Source organism: Pseudacidobacterium ailaaui (assembly GCF_000688455.1).
Taxonomy (GTDB): Bacteria; Acidobacteriota; Terriglobia; order Terriglobales; family Acidobacteriaceae; genus Pseudacidobacterium; species Pseudacidobacterium ailaaui.
In genome coordinates this window covers 3,384,068-3,400,647 of record NZ_JIAL01000001.1, presented here as the reverse complement: position 1 = coordinate 3,400,647, position 16,580 = coordinate 3,384,068, and the positions used below count along the sequence as shown (strand labels likewise).

13 protein-coding genes are annotated in these 16,580 nt (G+C 52.3%); 5 read left to right on the top strand and 8 right to left on the bottom strand.

Features of this window, described 5'->3' with window-relative positions; all coding sequences use genetic code 11:
• Window positions 1-124 precede the first annotated feature (124 nt).
• On the top strand, window positions 125-835 hold the full coding sequence (aqpZ, locus tag N655_RS0115225) for an aquaporin Z (protein WP_044934839.1): 711 nt from the start codon (window positions 125-127) through the stop codon (window positions 833-835).
• A gap of 69 nt (window positions 836-904) precedes the next feature.
• On the opposite strand, the gene N655_RS20630 is transcribed toward aqpZ, so the two are convergent.
• The 4 genes from N655_RS20630 to pckA form a co-directional block, all read right to left on the bottom strand.
• Entirely contained in the window at window positions 905-1,054 is a 150-nt protein-coding gene (locus N655_RS20630) for a lmo0937 family membrane protein (protein WP_155987617.1), read from the bottom strand.
• Window positions 1,055-1,143: 89 nt separating this feature from the next.
• Window positions 1,144-1,635 carry a ferritin-like domain-containing protein gene (locus N655_RS0115215; protein ID WP_026443675.1) on the bottom strand — a complete coding sequence of 164 codons (492 nt, stop codon included), beginning with the start codon at window positions 1,633-1,635 and terminating at the stop codon, window positions 1,144-1,146.
• A gap of 148 nt (window positions 1,636-1,783) precedes the next feature.
• Window positions 1,784-2,053, bottom strand: a complete 270-nt coding sequence (locus N655_RS0115210) for a hypothetical protein (protein ID WP_026443674.1) — start codon at window positions 2,051-2,053, stop codon at window positions 1,784-1,786.
• A 38-nt stretch (window positions 2,054-2,091) separates the two neighbouring features.
• Window positions 2,092-3,678: a phosphoenolpyruvate carboxykinase (ATP) gene (pckA, locus tag N655_RS0115205; protein ID WP_026443673.1), complete on the bottom strand. Its 1,587-nt coding sequence runs from the start codon at window positions 3,676-3,678 to the stop codon at window positions 2,092-2,094.
• A gap of 105 nt (window positions 3,679-3,783) precedes the next feature.
• Between pckA and N655_RS19355 the strand changes: the two genes are divergently transcribed.
• On the top strand, window positions 3,784-4,749 hold the full coding sequence (locus N655_RS19355) for a nucleoside hydrolase (RefSeq protein ID WP_238324788.1): 966 nt from the start codon (window positions 3,784-3,786) through the stop codon (window positions 4,747-4,749).
• Window positions 4,750-4,882: 133 nt separating this feature from the next.
• Window positions 4,883-5,908, top strand: coding sequence for a hypothetical protein (locus N655_RS0115195; protein WP_155987616.1), 1,026 nt, complete (start codon window positions 4,883-4,885; stop codon window positions 5,906-5,908).
• Window positions 5,909-6,018: 110 nt separating this feature from the next.
• Here the strand turns inward: N655_RS0115195 and N655_RS0115190 are convergent, their stop codons facing one another.
• The 4 genes from N655_RS0115190 to N655_RS19350 form a co-directional block, all read right to left on the bottom strand.
• Window positions 6,019-8,016: a DUF1800 domain-containing protein gene (locus tag N655_RS0115190; protein WP_238324786.1), complete on the bottom strand. Its 1,998-nt coding sequence runs from the start codon at window positions 8,014-8,016 to the stop codon at window positions 6,019-6,021.
• A gap of 39 nt (window positions 8,017-8,055) precedes the next feature.
• Window positions 8,056-8,709 (bottom strand): protein-methionine-sulfoxide reductase heme-binding subunit MsrQ, encoded by a 654-nt coding sequence (msrQ, locus tag N655_RS0115185; protein WP_026443670.1) that lies wholly within the window; start codon window positions 8,707-8,709, stop codon window positions 8,056-8,058.
• 67 nt (window positions 8,710-8,776) lie between these two features.
• Entirely contained in the window at window positions 8,777-9,718 is a 942-nt protein-coding gene (gene msrP, locus N655_RS0115180) for a protein-methionine-sulfoxide reductase catalytic subunit MsrP (RefSeq protein ID WP_026443669.1), read from the bottom strand.
• 152 nt (window positions 9,719-9,870) lie between these two features.
• Window positions 9,871-11,277 (bottom strand): APC family permease, encoded by a 1,407-nt coding sequence (locus N655_RS19350; RefSeq protein ID WP_044934835.1) that lies wholly within the window; start codon window positions 11,275-11,277, stop codon window positions 9,871-9,873.
• An 85-nt stretch (window positions 11,278-11,362) separates the two neighbouring features.
• On the opposite strand from N655_RS19350, the gene N655_RS19345 reads away from it, so the two are divergent.
• The gene (locus N655_RS19345) at window positions 11,363-14,188 is read left to right on the top strand and encodes a PIG-L family deacetylase (RefSeq protein WP_081823747.1); all 2,826 of its coding nucleotides are present in this window, start codon (window positions 11,363-11,365) and stop codon (window positions 14,186-14,188) included.
• Window positions 14,189-14,327: 139 nt separating this feature from the next.
• Complete coding sequence (locus N655_RS0115165) at window positions 14,328-16,580, top strand: FG-GAP repeat domain-containing protein (RefSeq protein WP_155987615.1); 2,253 nt, start codon at window positions 14,328-14,330, stop codon at window positions 16,578-16,580.

Sequence of the window (16,580 nt, the reverse complement as noted above, 5' to 3'; positions counted from 1 at the left end):
CGGGTGTGCCGTTCTGCTCCAGAACCCAAAAAATATTTCCCAGATTGAAAGACTTTTGTGATAACGTCTTTGCGAGATTCGAAGCGGCCATTCAGGCGCAAGAACCGGAAGGGAGGAGAAGTCTGTGTCGTCACTAATCAGGCGTTCGATTGCGGAGTTTCTGGGCACTTTCTGGCTGGTCTTTGGTGGGTGCGGGGCCGCTTTGATTTCAGCGGCTTTTCCTGAGCTGGGGATTGGATTTCTTGGTGTGGCCTTTGCATTTGGTCTTACGCTGCTGACCATGTGCTACGCCATCGGGCATATTTCCGGCTGCCATATTAATCCCGCAGTTACCTGCGGACTGGTGGCGGGCAAACGCTTCCCTGTAAAGGACCTGCCTGCATACATTGTGGCCCAGGTGCTTGGTGCGATCGCAGCGGCCGGGGTCCTTTATGTGATCGTAACGGGAAACCCGTCGTTCGATGCCGCCTCAAGCACCTTTGCTTCCAATGGATATGGAGCCCATTCCCCAGGAAATTATTCCCTAATTTCCTGTTTTGTAGCCGAGTTTGTTCTCACATTTTTCTTTCTCCTGGTAGTTATGGGAGCTACTGACAAGCGTGTTCCTTCAGGCATTGCGCCCCTGGGTATCGGTTTCGTGCTGACACTCATCCACCTGATTAGCATCCCGATCACCAATACATCTGTGAATCCTGCCCGTAGCACGGGTCCGGCCATCTTTGCCGGATATTGGTGGCCTTTGCAGCAACTCTGGTTGTTTTGGGTTGCGCCGATTCTGGGGGCGGTTGCCGGTGGGATTGTGTACCGTCTCCTGATGGAGGAACGGGAATCGTAGCAAAATTAGAGTTTGCATCCAACTTTTATTGAATTGATGACGGCGCTTCTATGGAGGCGCCGTTTTCGTCTAGGCTGTTTTCTTGCCTCGCAAAAAGTGAAGCACCAGAGAAATCACTGCAAAAATCAGTAGCAGATGAATCAGAAATCCGGTTACATGATAGAGCACAAAACTCCCAATCCAGATAAGTACAAGAATCAATGCAAGAAGCAGATACATGGGACCAGTTCTCCTTTTTTCTTTCTAAAAAGATGACGAATGCGGAGGAGGTCTGATTCCAGAACGCCTCCTCCGCTTAAGACATGGAATTATGCCGCTTTCGCCTGCTGGTGAATCTGGTTTGCAATCTGCGTAAGTTTTGCATCGGCAGATTTCTCTTCTTCCAGTGTTTCTTCCAGCAAGCGAACAACCTCATTTTCACCTAGTAATTCTGCATAAGTCCGGGCTGAACCGTAGGACGCAATCTCGTAATGTTCCACTCTTTGGGCGGCCGAAATCAGACCTGCATCCATAACTGCCGGATCACCATGTTCTTTGGTCCGCTCTTCGCCTTCCTTCAGAATGCCTTTCATTCCTTCGCAGGTTTTGCCCTTAGCGTTCATCTTCATGTGCTTCAGGATCTTTTCCAGACGTTGCACATGATTTTCTGTTTCTTCCAGGTGTGACTGGAATGCCTCTTTTAATCTTTCGTTCGATGCACTCTTCACCATTTTCGGCAATGCTTTCGTAATCTGCAGTTCAGCCGAGTGCAGGTCTTGTAGTTCGTCTAGCAGCAGTGCTTTCATATTTTCCAGTTTCATCTCAAACACCTCATTTGTAGGAATGGACGAACGTTCTCTTTGTCTCTGAGATGCATTTGCTCGAAAGAACGAAACCGCTGAAGAGGTCGGGGAACCAAAAAAACTGTGGACTGGTGCGACAACAGGAAGGAATGCTGTACGGTAGAGGTTATCTTGTTTGCCTCTCCAGGACCCGCAACCCTTCCTGCGGCTTCAGATATCCTTTGCGGTGTAGCCAGTTGTCCATTGCTGCTTCCAGGCGGTCAAGGGGTACGCGAAAGCCGGCTTCCATCAAGCCATCCGTTACGGGAAGAGTGTCGTCGAATACCGGATCATTCGTGAAGTTCCGCATCGCAAAGTTATCAATCCAGGCAACCGGGCATGGGCGAACGGTCCCTTCGGGACCGGTAATCAGGATTTCCAATTTACGCAGAAACATAGTGTTTGTGTCGGTCTATATTCTGGTTCTGCCGGGTCCTATTTTGCCGCCTTGGGTCCTGCTGCGCGAATCGTTTCCGGTACATCGAATTTCGCAAAGTTCTCTGCAAATTTTGCCGCCAGCATGTGTGCCTGCTTGTCATAAGCATGCTTGTCGGCCCATGCATTGCGCGGGTTTAATACTTCAGCCGGGACCTCTGGACAGGAGAGTGGGATGGAGAGACCAAAAGCACTTTCCGTAGCGTACTCGGCTTTGGACAGGCTACCATTCAGCACAGCATGGACGATGGCGCGCGTATGCTTTAAACTCATGCGCTTGCCCGTGCCGAAGGCACCCCCTGTCCATCCTGTATTCACAAGCCAGCATTGTGCATGATGCTCTCTGAGTCTCCGGCCCAGCATTTCTGCATAGACCCGCGGCGGAAGCGGCAGGAAAGGTGCTCCAAAACAGGTAGAAAATTCAGGGACTGGTTCGCTGCCAAGCCCGGCTTCCGTGCCAGCGAGTTTCGCCGTATATCCAGAAAGGAAATGATACATGGCCTGGTCCGGTGTGAGCTTTGCAATCGGCGGCAGAACGCCAAAAGCATCGGCAGTCAGGAAAAGCACATTTCTGGGATGTCCACCTGTCCCTGGGATGACGGCGTTTTCAATATATTCCACTGGATAGGCAGCGCGAGTATTTTCTGTATATCGGATGTCTGAGTAAACCGGAACGCGGGTGACCGGATCGATGACAACATTTTCAAGCACGGCTCCGAAGCGGATGGCGCGATAGATCTGCGGCTCTTCTTCTTCGGACAAGTCAACGCACTTGGCATAGCATCCTCCCTCGAAATTGAAGATGCCAGCGGGGCTCCATCCGTGTTCATCATCGCCAATAAGACGGCGCGCCGGGTCAGCGGACAGGGTGGTTTTACCTGTTCCGGAAAGACCGAAAAAGAGTGCAGTGTCGCCATCTGTACCGACATTGGCTGAACAGTGCATGGGAAAAACGTCCTGTTGCGGCAAAAGAAAGTTCAAAACGCCAAAAATGGACTTTTTCATTTCGCCTGCATATTTCGTTCCTCCGATGAGGACAATTTTTCGCGTGAAATCAGTCAGTATAAATGTGCTTGATTTTGTTCCGTCACGGGCCGGTATCGCCTCAAATTCAGGAGCGGCAATGACGGTAAATTTGGCTGCGTGATGTTCGAAATCTGAGGGCTGCGGGCGCACAAAAAGCTGTTTTACAAACAGGGCATGCCATGCATATTCCGCAATGACCGTGATGGGCAGCCGATAGTCAGGATCAGCGCCAGCGTAAAGGTCCATCACATAGAGGTCCCGTTCGGCCATGTGCCGGATCACGCGCTCCAGCAGGGCCTCAAATTTATCTGAATCGAAACGCTGGTTTACTTTTCCCCAGTGAATGCGGTCTCGTGTTTGATCATCTTCTACGATGAATTTGTCTTTCGGGGACCTTCCGGTGCGCGCTCCGGTCAGTGCCACAAGCGCGCCATTGGCGGCAAGGCTAGCCTCTCCCCGCGCAATGGAAGCTTCGACCAATTGCGGCGTAGAAAGATTGCGATGTACATGAGGCCCCTCGATAAGGATCCGAAGATCGGTGGCTACAGTGGCTGCTCCCATGAATTCTCCTTCAGGCAAACCGTTTATTGTGCCACCTGGGGAGGTGAGATGGCAAAGGTTGTTTCTGTTCGCCCCAACGTTGCTTCTTTGTACTATGAAGAAACCATGAGAATGAAACTGTCCTTTTTGCTTCTGTTGACCTTGCTTACCATTTCCTCCCAGATGCTTGCGCAGGAGAAGGTCATCATGGATACGGACATTGGCGATGATATTGATGATGCCTATGCTGTTGCCCTTGCACTGGCCAGCCCTGAGCTGAAGATTCTTGGAATCACCTCAGCATGGGGCAATACAGAACTGCGCAGTCAGATGCTCGACCGTCTTTTGTGTCTGGCAGGACGAAGTGATGTTCCTGTTCTGTCTGGAGTGAAAACTACAACAGAGAATGTTTTTTCACAGCAAGTCTGGGCTCGTGCCGGCGAGGGCCGCGTCCATGGAGATGCGGTAGATTTCTTGTTGGATGCAATCAGGAAAAATCCTGGCGAAATTACTTTGCTCGCAATCGCTCCCCTCACAAATATTGGCGCGGCGATGGATCGCGACCCCGTGACCTTTAAAAAACTCAAGCGCATCGTGATGATGGGTGGCTCCATCCGGCGCGGGTACGGAGATACGGGGCTGACACCTGCTCATGGACCGGATGCGGAATACAACATTGCCATGGATGTTGCTGCGGCAAGAAAGCTGTTTCAGTCCGGCGTGCCGATTTACCTGATGCCTCTGGATTCAACGCAGCTCGCATTGGACGAAACAAAGCGGGAGATGTTGACAACGGTGAGCACTCCGCTTACAGACGCATTGCTGGTGCTGACTGCCGAATGGCAAAGGGCATCGCATCAGGTAACACCAGTCCTTTATGACGTAATGGCTGTCGCCTTTGCGATCAAGCCTGAGTTGTGTCCGGTAACTGCCATGCACATCAGCGTAAGTGAAGAGGGAAAAACAAAGGAAGGGCCCGGGACTCCCAATACAAATGTATGTCTTGCCTCAGATGCGGAAACTTTTTTCCAGTTCCTGATGCCTCGATTACTGAAACAGGACCTTCACGGCAATTCTAGCTGCGTCAGGTAGTCCTTCAAGGGAAACTTGATATTCCTGCTAGGAACAGGCCCAAAGGCGTTCTGTGTCTTACCGGTCGTGCAACTTGCAGCCAACGGCCAACTGTGTTTTGTTCAGTTGTCTCCGCCGAGCGGCCCGCTGCATAATGGGGATCATGCTGGAATCCCGCTCGTTGGGGGTCGGCTTGGCAAAATTGACTGCACTGGTTGTTGCCTGCACATTATTCATCACACCAGAACTGTGCTCAGCCCAACGGTCTGGTTGGCCTACGCTTGCCGAAGTTCTGCATCAGAACTCCCTTCCTTTCTCACCGCCCGATGTAGACACGGCCACGACAATTACTTCATATGGAGTTCTCAATGAACCTTCGCAGTTTGTCATTGCTTACTACCAGTACAACGGCACCGACTTCCTCACACCTCCACTCCATGTGCTCCGCTATGACAAGACTGCGCGGCAGTGGTATCGCCGCGAATTTAACGAAGGAGAAGTGAATGTGCCTTTTACGGCCGGTTTGACTCCCGGCCAGAAGCCGATGGTGGAGGACTGCTTCGGCTCCGCGTCGATCAGCACAGCGGCAGGTTTGCTCCTAATAGGTACTCATCTTTCGCCCTCGGCAGAATGCACGATCATTTTGGCTTCCAACCTGAAGCTGGTTTCAGCGTTCAGTGGCTGGAAAATCGCGGCGCTCGGTTCTGAAATTCTTTTCGAGCGGAGCGAGGTCCACTTCGCCCCCACTCATCCATTACGCTTGGCGTTGCTTGACCCTGCTACTGGCCGCGAACGCAACCTGTTCCCGCCCGCGAACGACCGTTTGCGGAAAGAGTTCCAGCAGCGCCTCGCAGCACTTCGGGATTACGATTGGTGCCGTGTACACAATGCCTCGTGCGACCCTCAAGAGATGTCGACGGACCTCGGCCGCATCGCCGTCAATGCCGATGCCGAAGCTGTCGCCATCGAGCTGACGTTCAGTTCAGAAGGATTTGGTCCAACTGCGGAGTCGCAGCTGGGCAGTGAGAAATGTTTCTACGTTTTCAAACTCACTCCCAGACTCAAATACCGGGAGTTTCGCGAGTCTGATCTGCAGCGTATGTTCGGCATCGCAGATCCGGATACCCTTGTTCGGCCCCAGGTTTTGCGGGGCATTTTCGCCGCGAACAACGATAAGTGACTTTCCCATCGCTTGACCCGAATGCGCTTTGATGATGTGCGCTGGTGAAGCTGCTATACATCGCTGTGCCCCGATAGCTCCCGGCGGTCACCCAATCAATCCAAGCTACCTTAGCGCATCTGGAACTCGGGCGAACCGAGGATGAGTGCTGTCATTGTGTCAAGCAATTGGATCGGGTCCTTTACCTGGGTCTGAGCGAGCTGCTGTTTGATGACTGCGGTGGTTTTTGAAGAGACATCGCCCGCAACCAGGAGTTGCTCCATGAGAGAGAGTGCCTCGTCCTGGCCATTTGCGGGGGGCGGAGTGGCTGTCAATGAAACAGATTCCGTATGTGCTGATTCCGATGAGATCGCTGGTGCCGTCAGCATTCCTTCTGCAAGCAGGTGTGGTGCATCAAACTTCATACCTCCGAGCCTGTTGTCTGCAAGCGCCATCGAAAAATTCAGCCTGTCTACGAGGGCAGCGGAGTTCATCCAATGGTCGGCTGTCATTGGATAACCGGTAGGCGGCTGCATCTGGTAGAGCGGCTCACCCATTCGTGCAATCACTGTGACCAAGGCACCAGGATTGGTCGGGTTTGTATCGGTGGCACGAAAGGCAGAGGCAACGAACTCCAGCGGCGTTTTTACTTTATTGCGATAGTTGGTACGTGACCAGAACTCGGGGGAATGCACCATGGTGCGCAGGACTTCTCGAATGTCTCCGTCGGAAGAAAGAAATGTCCTGGCCATGCGGTCTACCAGCGTTGGCGGTGGATCATCAGCAACAAAGCGCTGCGCGAGCTTGTAGCTAATAAAGTGCGCTGTTTGCGGCTGTGCGGCCAGCCACATGAGCGCTTGTACTCCTTCGTTGAAACCATCTTCTTTCACAGTATGGCCGAACCATTTCTTGGGGCCTGGTTCGTGTCTGCGTTCATCAAATACAAAAGGGCCGCCAAGCTGCGGGTGATCGATCGTCCATCCTGTGAATATCTTTGCCAGATTGGTGACGTCGGTTTGTGTATATCCTCCATTTACGCTTACAGTGTGAAGCTCCATGACTTCGCGGCCATAGTTTTCATTCAGGCCGCGGTCGGCCTGCTTCTTCCCTGGTCTCGACTTTTCTGCAGCAGCAGAATCCGGGCCGATGCTGGTCCAGTTGTCCAGGTAGTCAAGCATTGCAGGATGCTCGGCTGTGGCCAGAAGAAGATCTTTAAATTTACCGAGTGCATGTGCACGGATGACGTTCCGCTCGTAATCAGGCAGATAGTATGTCTCAAAGCCATTCTTGTGCATGAAGACATTGAAGTGATTGAACCAGAAGTCCGTCATCACTTCCTGGAGCTGACGCTCACTCAGAATGGCGCGTAGGACCTTTGCCTGCATCATTTCATTCTGGACAACGCCGAGGCCGCCACCTCCACCGCCCGCCATCATGTAGAAGATCTCGCGCTCGCGGGGGGTGAAATCATTGAGCAAGAGGCTGCGCTGCGGTTCAGCAATATTGCGGCACAGAACAATCCGCTGTTCCACCGGAAGCTTCATGATCGCCTGCATGCGCATATTTTTGGGGTAGCCAAGGACCTGGCTGGCGAGCATCTGAGCAGAAGCAAGCTGTTCCTGTTTGTTTTGCTGCGACTGCTGCGGGAGGTCGATGGGTGGCGGTGCCTGATTGTCGTTCTTTTTTGCCTGTTGCTCGTCATACTTTGCCAGTGCCACTTCAAAGGCTCCGGTCAGGACAGGGTCCTGGGGCATGGCGCGTTTGCCCATCTCAATCTGGCGCAGGGCCTGTGCATCAGGGAAGCTGGCTGCGATTTCTGAAGGACTCATCTTGAGTGCCGGATATGCATCCAGCCGCTTGTCCAACTCTGTGTCAGGAATCGTGTCAGGATTCAGTTGCTGCTCAAACCATGCATCCCAGCCTTGCTTTGTTACGGCCGCTACTTCTCCTGGGCGGGGGCCGAAGGTAAAACGCTCCAGGATGTGCTGGGCTTTTTCCTGGTTGCTGAGCGGACGAAAAGACTCCGTTTTTGTTGTCGATCTATGATGTGACGTGCTTTGTGCGAACAGAAGGCTACAGGGAAGAAGCGCTGAAGCGAGGGTCCGCAGTAAGGCAGAGGTGTGCAGCATGACTTTCTCCTGACACTTCTGTAGACAGCAATTTCTCTCCTAGAGTTGCGCAGGCTGCCTCATTTGCGGTTTTGGCTTATATTTTGGGGTAATCAACCGGAAGACGATTCTGGAGAACAGCAGGGTTGCCAGCACGATAGTGATCTTCAGTGGCGTCTTTACGCCAGTCTTTACCCCCCACCAGTAGTGCACAGTCCCGGCAATGGCTGCAAAATATACCAGGCTATGCAGCGCACGCCAGCGTTTGCCTCCCAGCTTGCGAATGGCCCAGGCGGTAGAGGTCAAAGCGAGCGGCAGCATGAGCAGCCAGGCGGTAAGTCCAGCGGTGATAAACCTCCGCTGACTGATGTCGCTGACCATCGCGCTCAGGCTGAAATTGGAATAAAGCCAGACATAGGTCAGCAGATGCAGGCAGGCGTAAAAGAAGGCATAAAGTCCGAGCATCCGGCGGAAACGGATCGTCCAGCCAAGTTTCGAAATGAGCCGGCGCACAGGAGTAATGGCCAGCGTGAGCACCAGAAGGCGTAACGTGCCTTTTCCCGTAAAAAACGTGACCGCTGCAATGGGATCAGGACCCAGGGCATCCGGTGCAGTTGTGCTTGCCCGCCAGAACTGGATGACGAGCCACGTTATGGGAGCAAGGCAGGCAACGTGAACACATACCTTCAGAAAGATAATGAAGCGGTTTGACATGTTAAGGGATCTTCTGGCGTGAGGCCGGCTCCTGGTTTCTCAATAAAATCTTCCACTTGGCCCGTACTTAATAATACTTTCTTAAGTCCATTCCGTTATAGAGACTGGCTACCTGATCGGCATACCCATTGAACATCAATGTCGGGCGGCGCTGTTTGAAAATGGGCGCTCCAATACGGCGTTCGTATTTCTGGCTCCAGCGCGGATGGTCTACGTTAGGATTCACGTTGGAATAAAATCCGTATTCATTTGGCGCCTCATCGTTCCAGGCCGTGTGAGGTTGTTTCTCCACAAAACGGATTTTCACAATGGATTTCGCAGACTTAAAGCCATATTTCCACGGAACAACAATGCGTACGGGTGCGCCATCCTGGTTGGGAAGGATTTCACCGTACAAGCCAAATGTGAGCAGCGTGAGTGGGTGCATGGCCTCATCCATGCGCAGTCCCTCAGAATAGGGCCAGTCAATAGACGACTGGCTGAGTCCGGGCATCTGTTTGCGGTCGGCCAAAGAAAGAAACTGCACGTATTTTGCCTTGCTTAAGGGCTCGCATTGTTGAATGAGTTCAGAAAATGAATAGCCGACCCATGGAATGACCATACTCCAGGCTTCTACGCATCGAAACCGATAAACCCGATCTTCGAGCGGGCGGAGTTTCAGCAATGTATCAATATCAAAAGTTTTTGGCTTGTTGACCAGCCCTTCCACAGTCACAGTCCATGGACGGGTCTGCAGGCGCCAGGCATTCTTTGCGGGGTCGCTCTTTTCCACGCCGAATTCGTAAAAGTTGTTGTAGTGCGTGATGTAGTCGTAGGGTGTCAGGTCTTCTCCGGGGACGGTATATGCACTTTTGACGGTATTGAGTTTTGTCGTTTCGGCGTGGGCTTTCGAAAGCATGGCCCCGCCCGCAGCGATTGCCGCTGAGGCAAGAAACTGCCGACGGTTCAGATATACGGACTTAGGTGTAATTTCGGAGGAAGGAATATCGTTTGGCTTGCGGATGAGCATTATGCGACCTGCTTTCTTTCCAACAGACTAAAATACGCGGCCCACACCTGGTATGGATGTTTGGATGTCATAAAAGTGAGAAAATACCTCCGCCCCACTCATTAGGATGAAAAAATACGGAAAAGGTAACAGCCGCAATGGAAGAATAGGGTTCAGGGCTGATGACCGATAAATGGCCATTTGTTTTGTCGGTACGCGCGTACAAAATAGAGGATACTTCCCGTTGCGGCGACCAGGCCCGCATAAACGAACTCACGCATGGCATCTCGGCGCGAGAAGAGAATAAAAAGAAATCCAGCCAGAGCAAACAAAGGTGGCAGGGGATAGAGCCATAGACGGAAAGGGCGTTCCATGTCTGGCCTGCGAATGCGCAGCAGAATCACGCCCGCTTGCTGAAGAACATATTGCAGAAGAATGCGAATGGCCACCAATGCCGCAATGACACGCGACAGATCGAAGAAGCAGAAGATTGCGGCGACAATGCCAAGGGCCAGGAGAGAGAAATCTGGAAATCCGTGACGAGGATGCAACCTTGCAAAGGAACGGAAATAGTTACCGTCCAGGGCCGCGGCGTAAGGCGCACGTGAATAGGCCAGAAGCAGAGAGAAGACCGATGCAAAAGCCGTCCACATCACAAGCAAGGCGAAAATACGCGCAACTGTTGCTCCGAATGTTCTCTGCATCAGAATTGCGACAACCGCATATCGTCCGTCCCCTTGCTTGGCAAGTTCCTGCCAGGGAATGACCCCCAGGACACTGATGTTCATGGCCAGATAAAGCACGGCAACGATGGCAATTGAAAACAACACAGCGCGTGGGATGGTTTTCCCCGGATTGCGGACCTCACCGCCTAGAAAGCAGACACTATAGTAGCCCCAGTAGTCATAGGTTGCAATCAGTGTGGCTGCGCCAAGTCCCTGAAAAAAGGATGGCGATCCATGGAACGCCCCCGGAGCAATGGCGAGTTGCGAAAGATGAAAGTGCGTCATGCCAGCGAAAATCACCGATCCGATGGTCAGCAGAACGCCCGTCCAGAGAGCCCAGGCAAGGCGCGTGACAGTATTGAGGTTGCGATATAGAAGGACAAGCAGTAACAGGCACGTGGCTGCTGCAACAACACTTGACCAGCGAAGATGAGAAAAAACCGGCAACGGAAGACGAGAAAAAGAAGGCAACGTGTGGTTAAGCCCAGGCCACAAATAGCCTGCGTATTGTGCCAGACCGATGCAGCCGGATGCAATCGAGAGCGGCGCGCTGAAGCCAAGCTGCCAAATATATAAGAATGATATCCATCGCCCAGCGCCATCCCTCCCATAGATCTCCCTGAGAAAAGCATACGAACCGCCAGCCTCAGGCATCGCAGCTCCCAGTTCGGCCCAGACGAGGCCGTCGCAAACGGCGATCACCGCCCCAATTATCCAGCCAAGCATGGCTTGTGGTCCGCCCATTGCGGCCACAACAAGGGGCAGGGTGATGAACGGTCCCACGCCAATCATGTTCATCATGTTCAGCGAGATGGCGTTACCCAGCCCAAGCTGGCGTTTCAGTTGCGACGTCATGGTCTGATCTTCATCAAAAAAACAATGCAGTGGATGGATTGTACACTGTAGCCATTCCCGTTCTTTCTGGAGACTAGCCAACTAGATGCAGCCAGCCAGCAGAAGACTCAAGCAGATTGCCACTCTCGTGCTTGCCGCCACACTTACGTCCCAGGCACAGAATCTTCCCTGGGCCACGCAAATCGCAGCGGCTCCCGATGCGGACACGTTGCCGCAGGATCGGGGTGCAGACGGACTGTGGCAGACATTGCGCAAATTGCAAACCTGGGCCAGCCTGATGATGATCGTGGCGCATCCGGATGATGAAGACGGCGGTATGTTGACGCTTGAATCACGTGGGGCCGGTGCACGTGTTGCGATGCTGACGCTGACGCGCGGTGAGGGCGGCCAGAATGCGATGTCCAGCGAGACATATGATGCATTGGGCCTGATCCGCACCAATGAACTGCTGCGGGCCGATGAATACAGCGGCACAGAGCAGTACTGGACGCGCGTGGCCGACTACGGCTTTTCAAAAACCATGGAAGAAGCCTTTCAGCAATGGGGCCATGACCGTGTACTTTATGATGTCGTCCGCGCAATCCGCATCAACCGGCCGCTGGTGCTTACATCTGTTTTCACTGGAAATGTAACAGATGGTCATGGTCATCATCAGGTGGCCGGAGAGATGGCACAGGAGGCCTTCAAGGCTGCCGGCGATCCCCATGTGTTTCCTGATCAGATTGCCGAAGGGCTGCGTCCATGGACCCCGCTGAAGGTCTATGCACGCGTACCCTCATTTTCTATTCGTGGAGAAGGCCCGAACAAGCGCATGTTTGACTATGCGACTGGAAAATCCTTTCCACTCCATCTGCGCGATTACGTGAACGGTCAATGGATGGATGATGTTCCGGATGCCAGCGTCGAAATTCCTGAGGGTGCGTTCGATCCGGTGCTTGGACTTTCTTACCTGCAGATGGCGCGAGAAGGATGGGCGCTGCAAAAGTCCCAGAATGGTGGAGGAAATCCACCGCTGCCCGGCCCATTCAATGTTGCCTACCATCGCTATGGCTCTCGCGTCCCGGCCAGCGAACATGAATCCTCTTTTTTTGACGGGATTGACGTCTCTCTGATGGGCATTGCCTCACTGGCTCACGGCGACGCTCCATTCCTCAAGGACGGACTGCGTGCGATCCAAGCTGCCGTCACGCAGGCGCTCTACTCCTATGTTCCCTCTGACCCGTCAAGGATTTTGCCTGCTCTGCATGATGGATACCTTAGAACAAAACAATTGGTCCATGATGTCGATGCCAGTTCTTTAAATGCCGATGACAAGGCAAACATTGACCACGAGCTGCAGATTAAACTGGCCCAGTTCAATACAGCATTGGCAGAGGCGCTTGGTTTACAGATGAATGCGCTGGTAACGCCGAACCTGCAATCGGACCAGAATCCATTCTTTGGATCTGCCGCGCAGATGACCTTTCTCCACGCGACCCCTGGTATGGATTTTCATGTGCGCCTGCACGTTACAAGTGCGCAACCCTGGACGCCGGGTGGAGACCTGCGCCTTGCTAGGACATGGCTCGTAACACCCGATGGCGAAAACTGGCCGGTAGAGCGTGAGGAAGGACCTCTGTCCTCCAGTGCATCTGAAGCAGACATTCTTTTCAAAGTCCATGTGCCGCGGAATGCTTCGGTTACAAAGCCATATTTCAGTCGCCCTTCGATAGAGCAGCCTTATTACAACATTGATGACAAACGGTGGCTGAACCGTCCGCTTGCTCCATATCCGGTAGAAGGATGGGCCGAATTTGATTATCGAGGCGTACCAGTGCGTGTCGGTCAGGTAGTCCAAACAGTGCACTGGGAGCACGGTACAGGCGCGGTCTACCAGCCCTTAGTCGTTTTGCCACAGATTTCTGTGGGCTTTGAAACTGGCGCTGGAGTCATCCCGTTGGAAGAAAAGTCCTTTCCTCTGCATGTGACTCTTACGAATGAGCAGCAGGATGCTGCCGATGGAGAACTGCACTTGGACCTTCCTCCCGATTGGACGGCCGAACCTGGGGTGCAGAAGTTCCATCTTCAGGCAAATGATTCTGTCACTGTTACATTTATGGTTCATCCCGCACACTTGACCAGCGATGCCAGTTACACCATCAAGGCCATTGCGCAAAGTGGCAATGCGCAGTTCAGCGAAAGCGTGCAGCCTGTAGGCTATCCGGGGCTTCGCCCATATGATTACTATCATTCGGCCACCTATCGCGCCCGCGCTGTTGATGTGAAGGTCGCTCCGGGGTTGAAGGTCGGCTACATCATGGGCACGGGTGATGAAGTTCCGCGGGCGCTTGAACAAATCGGCGTTCAGCCCCACTTGCTGACCAGAGATGAAGTTCTGTATGGCGATCTGGGCCAGTACAACGCGATTGTGCTGGGCATTCGGACCTATGCAGCACGGCCTGAGCTGGCGACAGCGACGCTGCGGCTTCTAGAGTATGTAAAGAACGGCGGGACCATGATCGTCCAGTACAACGGGCTGGAATTCGACCACAACTATGGCCCCTTTCCATACACGCTTGGAAGCATGCAGGAGAAAGTCGTCGACGAGAACTCGGCGGTAGCAATTCTCGATCCAGACCACCCTCTGCTGACCTGGCCGAATCACATTACACAAGCTGATTTTGACGGCTGGGTGGAGGAGCGCGGACACGACTTCATGCAGTCCTGGGACCCACGCTACGCAGCACTTTTAGAGACCCATGATCCCGGGCAAGACCCACAGAAAGGCGGACTGCTTTATGCCCGCTATGGTAAAGGAGTCTATATCTACGTTGCATATGCGCTCTATCGGCAGATGGCAGAAGGAGTTCCGGGTGCCTACCGGATCTTTGCAAACATGGTAAGTACCGGAAAGACCACTCGTAAGAATTAAGGCGTGAGAATTTCTTCGCATGATTTCGGGAGCAAACCGCTCTTGACGCCCTTTCATCATCGGAAATAGCATCGGCTTCGCTTATCTTGCCTGCTTTTTGACGAGTCATAAGCCCCAACTCGCTAAGGAGGCCCTTGCCGTGAAGCCCAATCTAACCGTTGTGTTCACCCTGCTTGTTCTATCAACTTCAGCTCATTCGCAACTGGCACAGCCTAGATTTGTATCTCCGATAAGCTGGCCGATCGGCACAAGCGCAGTTTCAATGGTGTATGACTTAGATGCCGGCGATATCGATGGCGACGGCAGACCTGATTTGGTCGTTGGTCTGGATTTTGAACAAGAAACCCCTCCGCCCTTCCTGAAATGGTTCAAGGGCAATGGTGACGGTACATTCACGGAAATGTCCATTCCCAACGCTCTTACCAATAATGTTCCGACATCAGTGCGCCTTGCGGATGTGAATCACGATGGCCACCTTGATATCATCGCTGCGTCTTCCGATTTCGGCATACCAGGCAACGACCCTCCCGGTACTGAGCTGGACGTTTATCAAGGCAATGGAGATGGGACCTTCAAAGACCCACAACGGTATCTGTTGAATGTTGCTGTCTATAGCATACTGCCCGCAGACCTTGAAAATAATCAGAAACCAGACATCATAGCTATCGTGCCAGGAGGAGTGGAAATTCTCCGAAATAATGGAAACGGCACTTTTATCTCGGGGCAAGTTGTAGCGGGCTCATATTACACGATTTATGGCGCGGCAGATATGAATGGCGACCATAAACTGGATCTTATTGTCCAATCACACAGCGGCATACAGCTGTTATGGGGAAATGGCGATGGCACGGTAAAGGTTGGACCCTCGATCCTACCTCCTGCTTACGACTCTCTCAGTTCATCAACGCGGGCCGTTGGAATTGCTGATGTCAATCATGATGGCCGCCCAGACTTAATTCTTTCCCAGGCCACACGTGTGAGCGTTTTATTGAATCGCGGAGATGGTACGTTTAGCGACGCAAACTCTCAAAAACCACTACGCTATGTTGAGCAGAACGGTTATGGCGACTTCGCTGTTGTGCTTGGCGATTTCAACCATGATGGAAATGTCGACTTTGTTGTTGGTCCATATGTCTATGAGGGGCACGGCAACGGCGTTTTTACGATTGCCAAAGTTCTTTCTGGCTATGGCAATGAGATAGGAGCTGATGTCAATGGTGACAGAAATACGGATCTTATCTGGTCGAAGGACACTGAATTTGGTGGAACGTATCTGAGTGTTGCACTAGGTACTCCAACCGGTCTTTTCCAAATGCCCATGGAAACTGTGGCCCAAGGCAATCTTAATGCGCAACCATTGGCCTCTGGAGACTTTAACGGAGACGGCATCATGGATGCTGCTACACCATGTAATTTGTCTTTATGTGTCTTTCTTGGCTCAGGGAAAGGCTATTTCCTCGCCCCCGTTGTACTGAGCGCTCCAGGAACGTTCTACGGACTGATTGCGGGCGACGTCAATGGCGATGGCAAGCTAGATCTGGTCGCGATTGCAAATAGTAGAAGTTATGATGTGGTCGTCTATCTAGGCAACGGGGATGGGACCTTTCGTGCGCCTATGATGCAGAAAGTCCTGAATTTGTCCAATGCTTTGCAGTCATATACGGCCTATCTGACCGACATGAATCAAGACGGCAAGCTCGACCTTGTGGGGCAGTGGGGTATTGCACTCGGTGACGGCGACGGCACTTTCCAGATTACAAATCCGCTTCCAAGTAACATCATGTTTTTAGACGGAATCACTGTAAGCGATTTTAATCGGGACGGTTTTCCAGATGTGGCCTATATCGGAGTTCCGCTTTCTGATGTAAACAATGTGCAGATTCATGTTCTGCTTGGAGATGGGAAAGGCGGCTTCTCCAAAGACATTCCTTACAGTGCTCCGAATATCTTTGGAGATGTCAATGCAGCGGATGTGAATCATGACGGAATTCCTGACCTGATCTATGGAATATACCAACTTTCTCAAAGTCCATATTTTGCCGGCATTGGTGTTGCTTTGGGTAAAGGTGATGGAACATTTGGCCCACCGGCGAACTTTACTTGTTCTGTCCAGTATGTGGGATCAGCTGATGCAGTTCTGACTGGAGATTTCAATCGTGATGGAAATATAGATGTCTTGTTTACAGAGTTCGGACATGTGCAATATTTCCAGGGCAATGGTGACGGAACGTTTAACAATGCAGAGGAATATTTCGTTTCCGGAAGTTCTCCGATTCCTATATATTCGCGTAATCAATATGGGATCTTTGATATAAACGGCGACGGATTTCCTGATATTGCGATCACAGACACTTACATGGGCCTCATCCGGGCATTGAACACAGGAAAATAA